The sequence below is a fragment of the Streptomyces sp. 2114.4 genome, assembly GCF_900187385.1.
Taxonomy (GTDB): Bacteria; Actinomycetota; Actinomycetes; order Streptomycetales; family Streptomycetaceae; genus Streptomyces; species Streptomyces mooreae.
The window spans coordinates 6,989,999-7,006,749 of sequence record NZ_FYEY01000001.1 but is presented as its reverse complement, the minus strand read 5'-3'; the positions used below and the strand labels follow the sequence as shown (position 1 = coordinate 7,006,749).

Annotated in this window: 16 protein-coding genes; 6 read left to right on the top strand and 10 right to left on the bottom strand. The window is 71.2% G+C overall.

Annotated features, from left to right (window positions below; translation table 11 throughout):
* Positions 1 to 172 precede the first annotated feature (172 nt).
* A complete protein-coding gene (locus tag CFW40_RS30935; RefSeq protein ID WP_088801075.1) occupies positions 173 to 1,348 on the bottom strand; it encodes an MBL fold metallo-hydrolase in 1,176 nt (391 codons plus the stop codon).
* Between the two features lie 261 nt (positions 1,349 to 1,609).
* Positions 1,610 to 3,028 carry an NAD(P)/FAD-dependent oxidoreductase gene (locus CFW40_RS30930; protein WP_371127247.1) on the bottom strand — a complete coding sequence of 473 codons (1,419 nt, stop codon included), beginning with the start codon at positions 3,026 to 3,028 and terminating at the stop codon, positions 1,610 to 1,612.
* 209 nt (positions 3,029 to 3,237) lie between these two features.
* Here CFW40_RS30930 and CFW40_RS30925 point away from each other — a divergent pair, with 209 nt between their 5' ends.
* Positions 3,238 to 4,272, top strand: coding sequence for a carbohydrate kinase family protein (locus CFW40_RS30925; protein ID WP_088801074.1), 1,035 nt, complete (start codon positions 3,238 to 3,240; stop codon positions 4,270 to 4,272).
* 44 nt (positions 4,273 to 4,316) lie between these two features.
* On the opposite strand, the gene CFW40_RS30920 is transcribed toward CFW40_RS30925, so the two are convergent.
* The 3 genes from CFW40_RS30920 to CFW40_RS30910 are packed head-to-tail and all read right to left on the bottom strand — an operon-like array spanning position 4,317 to position 6,367.
* Positions 4,317 to 5,222, bottom strand: a complete 906-nt coding sequence (locus tag CFW40_RS30920) for an SAM-dependent methyltransferase (protein WP_176956329.1) — start codon at positions 5,220 to 5,222, stop codon at positions 4,317 to 4,319.
* Positions 5,219 to 5,497: a DUF397 domain-containing protein gene (locus CFW40_RS30915; RefSeq protein WP_088801073.1), complete on the bottom strand. Its 279-nt coding sequence runs from the start codon at positions 5,495 to 5,497 to the stop codon at positions 5,219 to 5,221. Before CFW40_RS30915 ends, CFW40_RS30920 begins: the two co-directional genes overlap by 4 nt.
* Before the next feature lie 3 nt (positions 5,498 to 5,500).
* Positions 5,501 to 6,367, bottom strand: a complete 867-nt coding sequence (locus CFW40_RS30910) for a helix-turn-helix transcriptional regulator (protein WP_088801072.1) — start codon at positions 6,365 to 6,367, stop codon at positions 5,501 to 5,503.
* Positions 6,368 to 6,504: 137 nt separating this feature from the next.
* Here CFW40_RS30910 and CFW40_RS30905 point away from each other — a divergent pair, with 137 nt between their 5' ends.
* Positions 6,505 to 6,966: an ATP-binding protein gene (locus CFW40_RS30905; RefSeq protein WP_256331194.1), complete on the top strand. Its 462-nt coding sequence runs from the start codon at positions 6,505 to 6,507 to the stop codon at positions 6,964 to 6,966.
* A 96-nt stretch (positions 6,967 to 7,062) separates the two neighbouring features.
* On the opposite strand, the gene CFW40_RS30900 is transcribed toward CFW40_RS30905, so the two are convergent.
* Positions 7,063 to 7,863: an SGNH/GDSL hydrolase family protein gene (locus CFW40_RS30900; protein ID WP_088801070.1), complete on the bottom strand. Its 801-nt coding sequence runs from the start codon at positions 7,861 to 7,863 to the stop codon at positions 7,063 to 7,065.
* Positions 7,864 to 8,110: 247 nt separating this feature from the next.
* Here CFW40_RS30900 and CFW40_RS30895 point away from each other — a divergent pair, with 247 nt between their 5' ends.
* Positions 8,111 to 8,920 carry a tyrosine-protein phosphatase gene (locus CFW40_RS30895; RefSeq protein ID WP_088801069.1) on the top strand — a complete coding sequence of 270 codons (810 nt, stop codon included), beginning with the start codon at positions 8,111 to 8,113 and terminating at the stop codon, positions 8,918 to 8,920.
* A gap of 78 nt (positions 8,921 to 8,998) precedes the next feature.
* Here CFW40_RS30895 and CFW40_RS30890 read toward each other — a convergent pair whose 3' ends face one another.
* Together CFW40_RS30890 and CFW40_RS30885 are read right to left on the bottom strand one after the other, a co-directional pair.
* Positions 8,999 to 10,951 (bottom strand): hypothetical protein, encoded by a 1,953-nt coding sequence (locus CFW40_RS30890; protein WP_088801068.1) that lies wholly within the window; start codon positions 10,949 to 10,951, stop codon positions 8,999 to 9,001.
* A complete protein-coding gene (locus CFW40_RS30885; RefSeq protein ID WP_256331195.1) occupies positions 10,948 to 11,361 on the bottom strand; it encodes a hypothetical protein in 414 nt (137 codons plus the stop codon). Before CFW40_RS30885 ends, CFW40_RS30890 begins: the two co-directional genes overlap by 4 nt.
* A gap of 429 nt (positions 11,362 to 11,790) precedes the next feature.
* Here CFW40_RS30885 and CFW40_RS30880 point away from each other — a divergent pair, with 429 nt between their 5' ends.
* Genes CFW40_RS30880 through CFW40_RS30870 form a run of 3 tightly spaced genes read left to right on the top strand, consistent with a single transcriptional unit; the run spans position 11,791 to position 13,255 of the window.
* Positions 11,791 to 12,063 carry a hypothetical protein gene (locus tag CFW40_RS30880; protein WP_088801067.1) on the top strand — a complete coding sequence of 91 codons (273 nt, stop codon included), beginning with the start codon at positions 11,791 to 11,793 and terminating at the stop codon, positions 12,061 to 12,063.
* A complete protein-coding gene (locus CFW40_RS30875) occupies positions 12,060 to 12,605 on the top strand; it encodes an RNA polymerase sigma factor (protein ID WP_088801066.1) in 546 nt (181 codons plus the stop codon). The genes CFW40_RS30880 and CFW40_RS30875 overlap by 4 nt, the downstream gene beginning before the upstream one ends.
* On the top strand, positions 12,605 to 13,255 hold the full coding sequence (locus tag CFW40_RS30870) for a hypothetical protein (RefSeq protein ID WP_256331196.1): 651 nt from the start codon (positions 12,605 to 12,607) through the stop codon (positions 13,253 to 13,255). Before CFW40_RS30875 ends, CFW40_RS30870 begins: the two co-directional genes overlap by 1 nt.
* Positions 13,256 to 13,386: 131 nt before the next feature.
* On the opposite strand, the gene CFW40_RS30865 is transcribed toward CFW40_RS30870, so the two are convergent.
* Entirely contained in the window at positions 13,387 to 14,772 is a 1,386-nt protein-coding gene (locus CFW40_RS30865; protein WP_088801065.1) for an aspartate aminotransferase family protein, read from the bottom strand.
* Positions 14,769 to 16,649, bottom strand: coding sequence for a 1-deoxy-D-xylulose-5-phosphate synthase (gene dxs, locus CFW40_RS30860; RefSeq protein ID WP_088801064.1), 1,881 nt, complete (start codon positions 16,647 to 16,649; stop codon positions 14,769 to 14,771). Before dxs ends, CFW40_RS30865 begins: the two co-directional genes overlap by 4 nt.
* Between the last annotated feature and the right edge of the window lie 102 nt (positions 16,650 to 16,751).

Sequence of the window (16,751 nt, the reverse complement as noted above, 5' to 3'; positions counted from 1 at the left end):
TTGCACGGGTGGGGTCCGGGCCCACTTCGGGGTTTCGCTACCCCTCGCCACCTCCTTGAGTGGGCGCCTTGCGTACGCCAGTACGAGGAAATTCGAACTTCCGTTCATGGCCGGTCAGTGGGAAGGCACTCGGCGGGCCGGCCGGTCCCACGGTCGGCACCCCGCTGCCGCCTCAGCGGTCCGCGACGAGATCCACGTCGGTGGGGGAAACCGCCGGCGGCCAGGTGGGCCATCCATGGACGGGGGGCACGGCAATCGCCCGCCACCACGGATAGACGGCCGGAGGGTCGGCGGGCTCGAACGGCTCTCCGGGCCGGGGGTGGGCGCTGGTGACCCCGGCCTTCCGGGCGGCGGTCAGGGTCCACTCGGCGGGCTCGGCCCACGGGTGCGGTGCGAGGTTGAACGTGCCCCAGTGGATCGGCAGCAGCACGCCACCGGGCTCTTGTCCCTGCAGGTCGAGGTGGGACTGCACCCCCTGCTCGGGGTCCATGTGGATGTCCGGCCAGAAGTCGCTGTAGGCGCCGATCTGGATCATCGTCGCGTCGAACGGGCCATATGCCGCGCCGATCTCCGCGAAGCCGGAGAAGTAGCCGGTGTCGCCGCTGTGGAAGATCCGGTGGCCGGGTCCCGCGACCACCCAGGAGGCCCACAGGGTGTGCTGCGGGCCGCGCAGACCGCGGCCGCAGAAGTGCTGTGCGGGCGTGGCGGTGAGGGTCAGCCCGCCCACCCGTGCGGACTCGTGCCAGTCGAGCTCGGTGATCCTCTCCGCGGGCACACCCCAGAATTCCAGGTCGGCACCGACGCCGAGCGGGACGACGAAGGCCGCTCCGGTGCCGGTCAGGCCCTGGACCGTCGGCATGTCGAGATGGTCGTAGTGGTCATGGGAGATCACCACGACATCGACCGGCTCCAGCTCGTCCAGCCCGATGGGGACCGGGTGCATCCGCTTGGGGCCCGCCCAGGTGAACGGGGAGCAGCGCTCGCTCCAGACGGGGTCGAAGAGCACCCGCTGACCGTCTATTTCGGCCAGCACGCTCGAATGACCCATCCAGGTGAGCCGCAGCCCGGAGGCGGGCGGCTCCGTCCCGTCCGCGGCGGTCGGGCGGTAGACCGGGATCCGGCCGACCGGCGCCCGGCGCAGCCGTCCCTCCCGGCTCAGCTGGGTACGTGCCATCGGCAGCGCGGAGCCGTGGAGCAGCTGCCTGGTCTCCACGGGATTGCGGAACTGGCCGTCCACGAACTGGGGCGACCTGCGCAGCCTGGCCAGCCGCTCCCCGGTGGGCACGGCGCCGAAAGCCGCCGGCCGCAGCGCGGAGAGTCGGGAGCGACGGGGTCTGGAACCGGTCACGGCACCTCCATGGTCGGGGCAGTCGCGAAGTGAACGGGCCGCGTGGGCGGCGGGTTCCGGTACGCCGCGCCACACGGCGCCGCCGTACGGTTTCCGCACCACGACACCCGGACTCTCCACACCATCACCCGCAGACAGCAACGGCGCGACCGGCCGTGGCATTCCGGAGTAACGGTGTGATCTTTCCCGGGCACCACCGCCGATACGGGACGGGCCGGCAACTCGAACGCGTCCATGGGAGCGGGGCCGGGCAGGCCGCCCTCACACCCTTTCCACGACCGCGGGCGGGCCGGGGAGCCCGGGGCGGCGGGGCAGGAAGACCGTGCGCAGGAAGACCCGCGGGGCGACCAGGCGGGTGGGCGGCGCGGTGAGGCAGAAGACGTCCCGGAAGGCCGCCCCGACGACCGGGTCGATCGCGGCACGGGCGGAGAGCCGGTCGAGGTACCACGTGGTCAGCCGCTCCCCGGGACCCGCCTTGGTGCCGTCGGGGCTCGCGTACGGGCGGTCCGAGCCGACCGCGGCGAGCCAGGCGGGTTCCGCGGCGCGGGCCACCGCCCGCTGCGCCTCCGCGGCGAGCCCCGGGCGCAGACCGCCGCCCTCGGCGAACGTGGTGCGCACGGCCAGCGCGCCGAGTGCGGCGACCGACATGCCCTGGCCGTAGACGGGGTTGAAGGTGCAGCCGGCGTCGCCGAGGACGAGGAACCCCTCGGGGAGGGCGCCGGGCCGCTCGTAGTGGCGGCGGCGGTTGCAGGTATCGCGGAAGCTGTGGACCGGCGAGAGCGGTTCGGCCCGGGCGAGCAGTTCATGGACGTAGGGGTCGCCGATGGTGGCGGTGAAGGCGGTGAACTCCGCCGCGTCCGTCGGCGGGTGGTGCCCCCGTACGCCGGACAGCGTCAGCAGCCAGTTGCCGTCCTCGACCGGCACATACGCGGCGCCGCGCGGGCACTGGGGCCAGCCGGGCACATTGACGCCCGCGTCGGGCGCGGTGGCCGGGTCCTTGGGGCGGTACATCCGGGTGGCATAGGCCAGTCCCGCGTCCACGGTCTCCTCCTGCGGCGCGGCCCGGCCCAGTCCGGCGAACCACTGAGGGGTGCGGGAGCCGCGGCCCGAGGCGTCCACCACGAGATCGGCGGGCAGCTCCCGCTCGGACCGCGCGCCCGGCTCACCGTCCCGTGACCGGACACGTACCCCGTTCACCCGGCCGGCGTCCCCGGTCAGACCGATGGCCTCGGTCGCCTCCAGGACCCTCACCCGGGTGGCCGAGCCCGCCGCGGCCCGCAGTGCCCGCTCCCGGACCACCGAGTCCAGCACCGGACGGGTGACGCTCAGCGTGAGATGCCGGCGCTCGTCGAAGCGGCGCTGCCAGCCCGTGGGGGTACGGGTGAGCAGATCGCGCGGCAGATACAGGCTGCGCGCGCCCGCCTCGCTGAGCGCGGTGACCGTTCCGGGCAGCAGTTCCTCCAGCGCGCGCTGACCACCGCTGAGGAGGATGTGCAGATGGCGGGCCTGCGGGACGCCCTTGCGGAAGGCCCGCCCCGCCGGGTAGCGGTCGCGTTCGACGACGGTGATCGCGTCGACCTGTCCGACCAGGGCGGTGACGGCCAGCATCCCGGCCAGCCCGCCACCGATCACGATCGCGGTGCGCCCGCCCCGGGAGTTCTCTGTCCTATCCGCCGCCACGTCCCCCTCGCTCCCCCGCCCGTTCCGCGCCGGCCACTGATCACCGGCGCGGCTTCTGCGGCCCCTTTTCTCCCTCGTGTCACCGGAGTCCCTGACATCCCCTGATGAGCCGAGTGTGCGTCTAGACTCCCGGCAGCGGACGCACCTCGTCCGCAAACGGTTCCACCAGCAAGGGATTCGTCTCACCAGCAAGGGATTCAGGGACGCTTGTGACATTCCAGCAGGTTTCTGAGCCGTATGACGCATACGACGTACTCGTCGTCGGCGGGTCGGGTGTGGACACCAACGTGTCGGTCGCCGCGCTGCCCGTACCGCTCGCCGACTCCTATGCGGTCCCCCCTCTTCACGAAGGGGCGGGACACACCGGCACCGGCGTCGCACTCGGCTGTGCGGCACTCGGGCTCACCACGGGATTCGTGGATTTCCTCGGCGACGACCATCCGGGCAGCCTGGTCCGTGAGCGGCTGGCCGGTACCGGCGTCGACTTCCGGCCGCTGCTCTCGCCGTACGGGACCCGCCGGGCGGTCAACCTGGTGGCCTCCGACGGCCGCCGGATGTCGTTCTACGACGGCCGCGACCCGCTCGATCTGCGGATGCCGCCCGAGCACTACCTCCCGCCGCTGCGCCGGGCCCGGCACGTCCATCTGTCGATCATGCACTTCGCCCGGTTCCTCTACGACGACATCGAGGCTCTGGGCATCCCCGTCTCCACGGATCTGCATGACTGGGACGGACTGACGGACCATCACCGCGAGTTCGCGCTCCGCTCGGACCTGGTGTTTCTCAGTACGGCGGGGGCAGGGGAACGGATCGGCTCCGTCATGCGGGAGATCCTGCACGAGGGACGGGCCGAGGCGGTGATCGCGATGGCGGGGGCGGGCGGCGCCTACCTCCTCACCGCCGACGACCGCACCCCACGCCTGGTCCCGCCCGCGGTCCCGCCCGGCCCGGTTGTGGACAGCAATGGCGCGGGCGACGCCTTCACCTGCGGGTTTCTCTACGGCCGGCTGGCGGGCCGGGACCTCGACGAGTGCGCACGCCTGGGGGCGGTCGCCGGGGCGTACGCCTGCACCTCGCCGGGCACCCACACCCGCCTCGCCGGACCGGAGGACCTGCGCTCGGCCCTCACCACCACGGCGCCGCCCCTCACCTCGGCGGCACCGGCCACCGCCACCGCACCGCCCGGCGACGGGCAGCGGCTCGCGGGTCCGCCGGACGCCCGGGTCTCCCCCGCGGACGCGTAGCTCGCCGGGCGGGAACCTCCGGCCGGGCCCGCGGGCCCGGCCGGTCAGCCCTTGCGGCCCACCCCGCCGTAGAAAATGGTGTTGTTGAGTTCCTGCGCCCCGGGCACCGGGCCGTTTGGCCGCCACAGCGGCACCCGCACCACTCCCGGCTCCAGCAGGGCGAACGGCCCGAAGAGCGGCGCGATCTCGGTCTTCGACCGCAGGTTGAGGGGAGCGGTGGCGCTCTTGTAGACGTTCACCACGCCGTCGCGCGCCTGCTCGTTGATGCGGCCCGCCTCATAGGCCTCATAAGGCTCACCGGTCGCATGCGACAGGACGAGGTGGCTGCCGGTCGGCAGCGCCTCGGCAAGGGCGGCGATGAGGCCGGCGGGGTCCTCGTCGTCCCGGATGAAGTGGAGTACGGCGACCAGCAGCAGCGCCACCGGCCGGTCGAAGTCGATCAGTTCCCGGACGGTGGGGTGGTCGAGCAGCGCCTTGGGGTCGCGGACGTCGCCGAGCACGAATCCGGTGCGTTCGGTGTTGGTCAGCCGGGCGCCGGCGTGGGTGGCGACGATCGGGTCGTTGTCGACGTAGACGACCCGGGTGTCGGGCGCGGTCTCCCGGGCCACCTCATGGGTGTTGGGGGAGGTGGGGATGCCGGTGCCGATATCGATGATCTGGCGGATGCCGCCGGCGACCAGGTCGCGCACCGCCCGCCGCATGAAGGCACGGTTGGCGCGGGCGCTGAGCCGGACCTGGGGGTGGACCTCGATGACGCGCTCCGCGGCCACCCGGTCGACCTCGTAGTTGTCCCAGCCGCCGAGGTAGTAGTCGTACATCCGGGCCGGATGCGGCCGGCTGGTGTCGATCTCCTCGGCCGCGAAGCCCGAGGGCTCCGGCCCCTGGACGTACGGTCCGATCTCATGGAACGTACCCTCCGGCGCGCCCGGGGGCAGGTCCTGCTCGCTCATGCCGTCCTCCGCTCGGTGCGCCGGCCCGGCGCCGCCGAGAGCAGGAAGTCGGCGTGACCGGCCTTCGCGCCCTCGATGAAACTCACCATTTCGTGGTGGGTGTAGATCAGCGCCGGCCCGTCCGGGTCGGTCGACTGGCGCAGCGCGATCCGGCCGTCGCCCAGCCGCATGGCCTCGACGCACTCGCCGCCGTTTCCGCCGCTCCACGGCTTGTGCCAGCCCTCAGTGCCCAGTTCCTTGGCGGGCATGCCGTTGTAGATGCGTATGCGATCCATGGTTCAGATCTCCTTGCGAAAGCCACCCAGAATGGCCTCGGTGGTGTGTGCCGGCGCGGCCTGCGCACACATCCGGTCCAGGGCCTCCAGGAACTGCGAGACGTCGTTGCGCTGGTCGAAGTACACGGCTCCGACGAGGCTTTCCGCGTAGGCGATGTCCGGGAGTTCCGGAATCGGGAAGCGGAAAATGTGGAAGGGGCCGTACATGGCGGGGTGCGGGCCCGCGGCGAAGGGCATGACCTGCAGCCGGACGTTCGGCAGTGCGGTGGCCTCCATCAGCCGGGTGATCTGGTCGCGCATCACCTGGGCCCCGCCGATCGGCCGCCGCAGCACGGTCTCGTCCATGACCACCCACAGCATCGGTGCGCCCTCACGGGTCAGCAGTGACTGGCGCTCCATGCGCAGCGCGACGATGCGGTCGATGTCCGCCGCGGAGGCGTGCGGCATGCCGGCCCGCAGGACGGCGGCGGCGTAGTCCTCGGTCTGCAACAGGCCGGGGACGTAGTGCGGTTGGTAGGCCCGGATGAGGTTGGCTTCGCTCTCCAGACTGACGAACGCGCTGAACCACTCGGGAAGGACGTCCCGGAACCGGTGCCACCAGCCGGGCTTGTTGGCCTCGCGCGCGAGGGAGAGAAAGCCCTCGATCTCGTCCTCGTCGGTGACACCGTAGGTCGCCAGCAGCTTCTCGACGTAGGGGAGCTTGAGGCCGACCTCGGCCTTTTCCATGCGCCGTATGGTGGCGTGGGTCACGTCGAGGGCCGCGGCGGCCCGTTCGAAGGAGATCCCCGCCTTCTCGCGCAGGTCCTGCAGTCGCTTGCCGAGCACCACCCGCAGGACGGTCGGTGCACCTGCCGACCGTGGGTCCGCCACGTCCGATCGCCTCCAACTGACTTCAGTGGTCAGCAGTGTGTCATGCCGTCAACAGCGCGAACAGACTGCACCTTACGATTCTGCAAATTGCAGAGTGATCCTTGCCATCGGTGACCGGCATCGCACATAGTTACGGAGTGGCTTCCTCCAACAACGCTCCCTCGTTAGGGCGCTGTGGCGGCTTTGTCGCCCAGTACCCGCAGGACGCGTTCCACTTGCCGGCGCGACGCACGTCCGTTCCCGAGGCGCGCAGACGCGTCAGTGCGCTGCTGCACGAGTGGGGCGCTGCTCAACACGTCCTTGACGACGTGGAGTTGGTGGTTTCCGAGCTGTTCACCAACGCGGTGCGACACACCGACAGCGAAAAGGTCGGCTGCGAACTCGCCCTCTTCGGGGCGCACATACGCATAGAGATCACGGACCAGGGCGGCCCGGAGGATTCGGCGCCGCACGTCCAGCCCGGCAGCGTGGACAAGGAGTGCGGACGAGGACTGTTCCTCGTCGGCGCGCTCTCCGACAGCTGGGGATCACGACCCGCCGACAGCGGTCGGGGCCGGGTCGTCTGGGCGGATCTGCCGTACTCCTCGCTCGCCCACTGAGGCCCCGCTCCGCATCGGCGGAAACGGGGCCTCCGGCACGCCTTGGGCCCCTGAAGCCCCGGCCGTCCAGAGGCGAGACGCCTCTGGACGGGGTCCCTAGAGCGGCAGCAGATCCGGCCGCTTGGGCTCGACATGGTCACCGGACGACTCACCGCGCAGCCGGCGCCCGATCCACGGGACCAGGTGCTCCCGCGCCCAGTGGATGTTGTCCCGTCGCGCCTCGGCGGCCGACCGCTCCGCCTCCGGCGGCCACGGCTGGTCCGGGTCGGCCGGCACCCGCAGCCCGAGCACCTGTCCCGCGCGCAGCGCCACCCGGGTGTGGCCGTCGGCGGACAGATGCAGCCGGTCGTCGCTCCACGCCCGCCGGTCCTGCACCGACTTCAGCGACCACAGGTCCAGGACCGGGCAGTCGTGCCGGTCCGCGATGGCCCGGACATGCGCCGTGTACGTGGCGATCTTGCCGCGCAGATGCTTGAGGACGGGGATGCCGCGGGTGTCGAAGCCGGTGCAGAGCAGGACCGTGCCGACCTCCTGCCGCAGATCGGCGACCGCTGCCTCGTAGCGCTCGGCGACCGCGTCCGGATCCGAACCGGGCCGCAGGATGTCATTGCCGCCGGCGCAGAACGTCACCAGGGCGGGAGCAAGCTCCTTCGCCCGGGGCACCTGCTCCTCGACGATCTGGTCCAGGAGCCGGCCCCTGACCGCGAGGTTCGCATAGCGGAAGTCCCCTTCGGCCTGCTGATCCGAGAGAAGGACCGCCAGGCGGTCCGCCCAACCGATGTACGCCCCGTCAGGGCCGGGATCCCCGACCCCCTCTGTAAAGCTGTCCCCGACGGCTGCGTACGACCCGATGGCGCCATGGGCGCCGTTGCTGAAGTACTTCGAATCGTCTGCCACGTCAGGACATACTTCACCTCAAGAAGTGACCTACGCCACCGTAACCAGGGGTTGACGAGGGGTGATTAATGCCACCAAGTCAAATCCTTGTCAAGTTGGAATAAAGATCGGCCGTGCCCTGCCCTGCAGAGCGCGGCGCGTTCGTGTCGCCCATGTCGGCCCGATTGCCTATTGCATCAATGTCGTATCGTCGGAAGTGCCCGCCTCGCCGACGAGCGGCGTCGGCGAACGAACCCGAGGAGCGCGCGTGACGCAGCAGACGCCGCAGGTCCCACAGGCCCAGCCCGAACTCACGGAGGTCCGCAACTTCCGCGATGTGGGCGGTCTGCCGACCATGGACGGGCGTCGCGTACGGGAGGGGAGGCTGTTCCGCAGCGGGCACCTCGCCCATGCGACCGAGGCGGATGCCGCGTTTCTGGCCGGCCTCGGGCTGCATACCATCTTCGACTTCCGCAACGCCTCGGACATCAAACTGGAAGGCCCCGATGTCACGCTGCCCGGCGTGCGCAATGTGAACATCCCGCTCACCGACCCGGCCGACGGCGCGGAGTTCTGGGCGATGGTGCGCGACGGTGAGCTGGACCAGCTGCGTTCCGCGCTCGGCGACGGCAAGGCCGCGGCCCGTATGGCCAAGACCTACCGCCACATCATCACCACCCGTACCGAAGACCACAGCAGGGTGCTGAACGCGCTGGCCGAGGACAGCGTTCCGGCGCTGATGCACTGTGCGGCGGGCAAGGACCGCGCGGGCCTGTCCGTTGCCGTGACCCTGCTCGCGGTCGGCGTGGAGCGGGACGCCATCGAGGCGGACTACCTCAAGTCCAACGACCCCCACCGGCGCTACAAGATCCGCCGCTCCGACAACTCCGCGGTCGGGATGTCGCAGGAGGTCATGGAGCTGCTGGCGCCGCTGTTCGGGGCGCACACCGACTACCTCGCGGCCGCCTACGACGCCATCGAGCAGACCTGGGGCTCGACGGAGAAGTACCTCACCGACGGCCTGAAGCTGACGCCCGCCACCCGCGAACGGCTGCGTGACCGGCTGCTGACGGACTGACCACCGGCGGGGCCCGCCCCGACCCCGGCTCCGACGCCCCGCCCCGCGGCCGGCGCGTCGGAGCGCGGGAGCCCCGTGTCACTCCAGCACGTTGGAGCAGACCGGGGAGATCTCCTGGGTGTCCTTGATCTCCTCCTGCAGCGCCTTGCTCGCCACGAGCGCGGCCACGACATCGGGGTGCATACGGGCATCGTCACCCTCGCGCTCCTTGGCGTCGGCCACGCTGTTCCGCTCGTCCGCCCGGGTCTGGAGGGCGGACTTCACCTTGGCGTCGGTCGCCTTTCCGGCCGCGGCACGCAGGCCGGCTGCCACACTCCTGGACCGTTCGACGAAGGCTTTCGTCGTGCGCAGATCCGTCGGCCGCTGGGTGGGAGCGATGATCTGTTTGGCCTCGGCGCAGCCGGCGGGCACCTCGTTCGCGTTCGTCACCACCACGACGGTGGCGGCGGCCGCGACCGCCACGGCGGCGGTTCCCGCCGTGGCGGCAGTGTTGGCGGAGGCGAGTTTTGCCAGGTAGCTGAACAGGCTGCCGATCTTCGCCGTCGGGGCGACCGGCGCGGCCAGGAGCGCCAGCGCTGCGGCCACGGCGAGTTTGTCGCCCTTCAGCAGATTGCGGATCTGCTCCTCGGTGCTGACGAAGTACCTGAGGTCCTTGCTCATTCCGCCGTGCGTCGCGGCGATCTTGCCCAGCATGTAGAGCTGCAGCGCGATCTGCCCGCGGCCCGCTGTCAGCGCGGCCGGCGCGGCGACCCTGACCAGGCGGGAGAGCAGTACCCACTGCTGTGCGTCGTTCAGGGCGCGTGCGACGGTCAGCAGCAGATACGGGTCCGGTCCCGGCGGCGCGGTCTTCGCCGTGAGCCCCGCCGTCAGGCCTTCAGCGGCGGTGGCCGCAGCGGTGGGGGCCCAGTTCTGGTGGCGGACCGCGGCGAAGGCGTCCTCGGTGATCCGGTAGGTGCCCCCGCTGTAGGTGACCAGACGGCGGTCGTAGAGCTCCGACCCGGCCTCCGCGGCCCGCGGGTCTCCGGTGACCGGGGCGAACCAGGCATCGGCCAGCGGCACGCCGAAGGTCGCCAGCGCGACCAGCGCGCTGCGGGCCGGTTCGCTCAGGGCGACGGCCAGGGCCTCGGCCTGATGCCGGGGGCTCAGCCGGTCCGGATCGACCGGCGGGGGCTGGTCATGGGGCTCCCTGGCCGCCCTGGCACGCCATTGGTCGGAGCCCTTGATGAACTCCGCGTACTGGCGCAGGCGCTGGGGTTTTCCCTCGGCCATCCGGTAGGCGTGGTCGAACTGCAGGTTCTGCAGGCCGACCGGGCCCAGCGTCAGCCCGAGTTCGGAGCTGAGCAGCTTGATCGCGGCGGCGCGGGCCAGAGGCTGGACATGGTGCGCCGCCGCCATGTCCGGCAGGGTCGGGTACGGGGACGTGAAGAGGAACGTGCAGCCGGAGAAGGTATGCATCACCCGGGCCACGTCCTCCCGGCTCAGTGCGCAGTCGAAGACGGTGAGGTGGACGTCGGAGACGTGGGCGACGGCCTCGTGCAGCATGGTCTCGTCGACTCCGCGCAGGAAGGTCTTGCCGAAGAACGCCTCGGTCAGCCGCTGATAGAGGCTTTCCAGGGTGCCGGTCTCCCCGGCCCGGGGCGCCAGCACGTGGCCGCGCCGTCCCTGCGCCGCCAGCTTCCGGTGCACCTCCTCGGCGATCGCCTTCTTCCCGACGTCGGCAGCCCCGTACAGCTGGACGCTGGTGCCCTCGGTCAGCTGCCTGACGGTCCGTTCCACGATCTCGTCGCGGCCGAACAGGTCGGCCCGGGCGGGAGCCCGCAGGGGAGGGGGCTCGCGCAGCGGCAGTTCCAGCACGCTCTCGGTCTCGACGAACTTGCCGTCGACGTAGACGACGTTGAGGGTGTAGTCACCCGTGCTCACATTGCCCTGGACATCGCCGTGGACCACGACCGAGCGCCGGTCGTCGGAGCGGGCCGGTTCTTGGGGCACCGGGGCCGCGGGCCGGTCGGCCGGCCCGGACTCGCCGCTCACCGGCGCTGGATGTTGATCGCGGCGTCTCCGGTCGACACGATCCCGGAAACGCTCCCGCTCACCGCCACGCTCCGGGCACCGTCGGCCTGTGCCGCCGGCGGTGCGGGAAGCAAGGCCGCCAGCTCCGCGGCCAGGGACGGGTTTTCTTCCAGAAGGCCCCTGAGCCGAAGGCGCAGTGCCGCCAGCGCGTCCGGATCTCCGGCTGTGGCCGCCAGGTCGGTGACCGCCGCCTCGATCGGCGCGCGGTCCGGAGTGCGGCGCAGGATCCGGTCGAGCAGCCGCTGGCCCAGCCGTACCGTCGCGTCGGCTGCCTGGTCCTCCGCCCGGCTCAGCACGCTGACGCCATAGGCGCCCACTGCCGCGCCGACCGCGGGCACGATCTGACCGACTAACGCATGGATGTCGGACACTGTTCTCCCCCGTGGTTGCCCTGATGAACAACAGTCAGGTCGACAAGCGCGGCTCATCCCGGACCGGGCTTCACACTGACCGCCCTACGTCTTCCCGGAACGCCGCCGTTTACTCCCGTCCACGCCCGTCACTTCGGTCTCGACGGCGGCACCCACGGCCACCCCACCCGTTTTCGCGAGCATGAACTTGCTGTTTTCGAACGCTAGTTACTGGTCATTAAACATAAAGTCAATGTGTCGTCCATCACTCTCCGCGAGAAAAGCGCAGGTCGCAGCACTGTGTGCAGTTGATCGATCACGTTCGGCTGATTATCTGTGCGTCGCGATTAACCCTGAGGGGGTCCCCCATCGGTGAGAGGGGCAGGAACGCACGTTCCGCCCCACCCGCCACAGTGCGGGTGGGCAGCAACTCTCTTGAAGGGAGGGCTCGTGGAGCACTTGGGGCACTCATGGCCCTGGTACGCGCTGGCCGTCTTCGGCGCCTACCGGTTGACCGCCGCAGGACTCGACGCCCTTGTCCGGCGTGTGACCCACACCGCCTCGCAGGCCGCGGTGCACCGGCACGTGTGCGGAGGTGCCGCGCCGGGACAACGCTCCGGCGCACGCCTCACCCCCCGTCCGGAGCACGGCACCCGCCCCGTCCCCGGCGGCCCGGCGGTGCCGCGGCCGCCGTCGGGCCCGCGCTGCGGGGAGGGCCGGTGAACGAGAACTTCCCGGCGGCCCGGCCCACCGCCGACCTCCCGCTGGACTTCGAAGCCTTCTTCCAGCGCGAGCAGAAATCGTTTCTCGCCCTCGCGTGCTTCAAGCTCCGGGACCGGCGCGACGCGGAGGACGCCGTCCTCGAAGCCGGCCGCCGCATGTACGCGAAGTGGGAGCGGATCCTGGCCCATGTGAATCCGACGGCGATGGCCTACCGGATCCTCCATGGCGTGATCGGCGACTTCTACCGCAGCCAGATCCGCGACGCGCGCGTCCAGGCCTTCGCCGAGCCTCCGGACAGGCCGGACAGCTCGTACCTCAAGGAACTGGGTGACCACGAACCGCTCGACCTCGCGCTGGACGAGCTGGAGTCCCGGGCTCCTCTCCAGGCCAATTCCGTGCGCCTCTACTACCTGGCGGGACTGTCGTACGGGCAGATCGCCGAACGGCTGGGGACCACTCCCGGCTCGGCGAAGGTCAGCGTGAGCATCGGTCTGCAACGCCTCAAAGAGATCATGACGAAACGTTCCGGAAGGGACGAGTGATGCTCGAAAACGTGCTCCGGCTCCAAGCCGAGAAGATCCGCGACGAGTACGCCGACCACGACGTGGCCGCCTTCACCCGACGCCTCGCCGAGGCCATCGCCGACAAGGGGTGCCGGACCCCCGGGCGCGTCACCCGCGCGGCGGCCGGCGGCGGCCGCCCCGTCCCCGTCCGCCCGGCGGTGCTCCGCGGCCGCCGCCGGCGCCGGCCCACCCCTCTCCTCGACCCGGCGGTCGCTCCAGCGGCCGTCCTGGTCGAGGTCCGGCGGCTGTGCCAGATCGTGCTGCGCAGCGATGACGTCGATGCGCTCGGCGCGTTCGCCGCGGATTACGACCCGGTGGGCGCCCGGACGTTCGCCTGCCTGCTCTACAGCCTCGACAAGTGGGAGGGCGCACTGTACTGGTGGCGCTTCGCCGCCGGGGCGGGCGACGAGCTGGCAGCCCATCTGCTGGCGGTTCATCACGCGGCCGTCGGGCCCTGGCCCGAAGCCCGGGTGTGGCGTGCGATGGCGCGCCTGATGGGCTTCGCCTTCGACGCGCACCTGCCGGTGCCCGTACGCGGGTCCTCGGAACTCGCCCAGGGTTTCGCCCGCTCCCTGGACAGGAGCCTGCAGACGTTCCTGACCGACAGCCGGCTGCCGGCCGGCCTCTGACCCATCGGTTGTCCGGCGGACCTCCCCCGCCGGACAACCGGCTTCGCCACGCACGCGGCCGGGGACCACCGGGCGTCCCGGGCCAGGTCGTCATACGCCGCGTCCCGTGGTCCGGCCCGGCCGGCACCGGCCTACTCGCGGCGACCGAGGTGCGCCTTGACCAGCGTCCGGCCGAAGTCCCACATCAGGCCGCCGCCTGAGTGGGCATCGTCCATGACGGCCGTGAACGCCTCGACGAAGCGGTCGACTTCGCGTTCGCCGATGATCAGCGGCGGGATCAGCTTGATGACTTCGAGGTGGTCGCCGGAGACCTGGGTCAGGATGCGGTGGCGCTGCAGCAGCGGCACGACGACCATCTGCGCGAACAGCCCCTTGCGGGCCGCCTGCAGCATCGTCCAGCGGCTGCGCAGGCCGAGCGAGGTGGGGCGGCCGAACTCGATGCCGATCATCAGGCCGCGGCCCCGTACGTCGTGCAGCAGCTCGTATGTGTCGACCAGCGCGGCGAGGCGGGTGCGCAGCAGCTCGCCGGTGCGCCGGGCGCCCGCGACGATCTGCTCGTCCTCCATCACCGAGAGCACCGCCAGACCGGCCGCCATCGCCTGGGCATTGGCGCCGAAGCTGGCGGAGTGCACCAGCACCCGGTCCATGGACGAGTAGACCTTCTTGAAGATCCAGTCCTTGCCGAGGGTCGCCCCCACGGGGACGTAGCCGCCGGACAGCGCCTTGGCCACACACACCAGATCCGGCTCGACGCCGTCCTCGTGCTGGTAGGCGAAGAAGTCGCCGGTGCGGCCGAGGCCGGTCTGCACCTCGTCGGCGATCAGCAGGGCCTTGTGCCGGTGCAGCAGCTCCTGTGCGGCGCGCAGGAATCCGGGCGGGGCCGGGTGGACGCCCTTGCCCTGGATCGGTTCGACCACGAACCCCGCCACATCGCCGCGCTTCAGCTCCCGCGCCAGTGCGTCCAGATCCCCCATCTCGATGGCGGTGTCCGGCAGCAGCGGGGCGAAGCCGTCCCGGAAGCCGTCCTCGCCGTTGACGGAGAGGGAGCCGGTGGTCAGGCCGTGGAAGGCATGGGTGCAGTAGAGGATGCGGGGTCTGCCGGTGGCGTAGCGGGCGAACTTCAGGGCGGTCTCGACGGCTTCGGTGCCGCTGTTGCCGAAGAAGACCCGGTCCAGGTGGGGCGCGCAGGTCAGCAGTTTCTCGGCGAGCAGGCCGGGCAGCGGCTGGCAGTCGAAGCGCGTGAGATCGGCGAGCTGGGCGTCCAGGACGTCGTGCAGCGCCTTGCGGACGACGGGGTGGTGCCGGCCGAGGCCCATCACCCCGAATCCGGCGAGCATGTCCAGGTAGTCCTGGCCGTCGGCGTCCCAGAAGTAGGCGCCTTCGGCCCGCTCGTAGACCTTGTCGAAGCCGATGGTGTGCAGCATGCGCGGGAGCTGGTGGTTGAGGTGGCGCACATGCAGGTCGTAGCGCTCGCCGCCGCGTGCGGCGAGCAGTTCGGTGAGATCGAATCCGGTCACGCGTGGCTCTCCTTACGGGCCAGCGCGGCGCTGATCCGGCCGGCGATCTCGGCCGGGGTGAGGCCGAGGTCGGCCAGCAGCTCACCGCGCTTGGCGTGTGCCAAGAACTGCTCGGGGATGCCGAAGGTCCGCAGCGGCACGTCCACACCGGCGTCCCGCAGCGCCTGGCCGACCGCCCAGCCCACGCCTCCGGTCCGGCAGTTGTCCTCGACGACCACCACCATGGCGTGGTCCGCGGCGAGCCGGGGGACGGCGTCGTCGACCGGTTTGACCCACCGTGGATCGATGACGGTCGTATCGACGCCGCGTGCCGTGAGCAGTTCGGCGACCCGCAGACAGGCCGGAGCCAGCGCGCCGACCGCGACCAGCAGGACGTCGGGATGCGGCGCCCGGTGGAGGACATCGACACCGCCGATCCGGTCCACGGCCGGGACCGGATCGTCCACCGGTTCCTTGGGGAAGCGGACGACGGTCGGTGCGTCGGCCACGTCCAGCGCTTCGCGCAGCTGGGCGCGGAGCTGGTCGGCGTCGCGCGGTGCGGCGATCCGCAGGCCGGGGACGACCTGCAGGATCGACATGTCCCACATGCCGTTGTGGGAGGCGCCGTCGGTGCCGGTGACACCGGCCCGGTCCAGCACGAAGGTGACGCCGCACCGGTGCAGCGCCACATCCATCAGCACCTGGTCGAAGGCCCGGTTGAGGAAGGTGGCGTAGACCGCGACGACGGGGTGCAGACCGCCGGTGGCCAGCCCCGCCGCCGACACCACCGCATGCTGTTCGGCGATGCCCACGTCCCACACCCGGTCGGGGTAGGCCGCGGCGAACTTCCCGAGCCCGACCGGCTGCAGCATCGCCGCGGTGAGGGCGACGACGTCGGCACGTTCGGCGCCGATACGGACCATCTCGTCGCCGAAGACGGAGGTCCAGGACGGCCGGGCCGCCGGGGTGACGGGTGCGCAGGTCAGGGGGTCCATCGCACCGACCGTGTGGAAGTGGTCGGCCTCGTCCTCCAGGGCGGGCCGGCAGCCGCGGCCCTTCTCGGTGAGGCAGTGCACCAGGACCGGGCCGTGGAAGCCCTTCGCGCGGCGCAGCGCCGATTCGACGGCCGCGATGTCATGGCCGTCGATCGGTCCGAGGTACTTCAGCCCCAGGTCCTCGAACAGGCCCTGGGGCGCGAAGGCGTCCTTGAAGCCCTTCTTGGCGCCGTGCAGGGAGCCGTAGAGCGGAGCTCCGACGACCGGGGTGCGCTGGAGCACGTCCTTGCCCCAGGCCAGGAATTTCTCGTAGCCGTCGGTGGTGCGCAGGGTGGCGAGATGGTTGGCGAGGCCGCCGATGGTCGGGGCGTAGGAGCGCTCGTTGTCGTTGACGACGATGACGAGCGGGCGGTCCTTGGCGGCGGCGATGTTGTTGAGGGCTTCCCAGGCCATCCCGCCGGTGAGCGCGCCATCCCCGATGACGGCCACCACATGGTCGGTGCCGCCCCGCACCTGCCGTGCCTTGGCCAGGCCGTCGGCCCAGCCCAGCACCGTCGAGGCATGGCTGTTCTCGATGACGTCGTGCGCGGACTCGGCGCGCGAGGGATAGCCGGACAGGCCGCCCTTGGCCCGCAGCTTGGAGAAGTCCTGTCGACCGGTCAGGAGTTTGTGTACGTAGGCCTGGTGGCCGGTGTCCCACAGGATGCGGTCGGCGGGTGAGTCGAAGACCCGGTGCAGGGCGATGGTCAGCTCGACCACGCCCAGGTTGGGCCCCAGGTGGCCGCCGGTACGGGCGACGGCGTGCACGAGGAAGTGCCGGATCTCCTCGGCGAGTCCGTCAAGGCGCTCGGCGGGGAGCGCCTTGAGGTGGTGTGGCTGCCGGATCTTCTCCAGCATCGTCATGTGCGCTCCCCCTCCGGTTCGGCTGACAGGGACCGGCCGGCCCGGCTCGTGCCGCCATGCGGCGCAGGAGCCGGGCCGGACCGGGACGACGGGGCGGCCGGG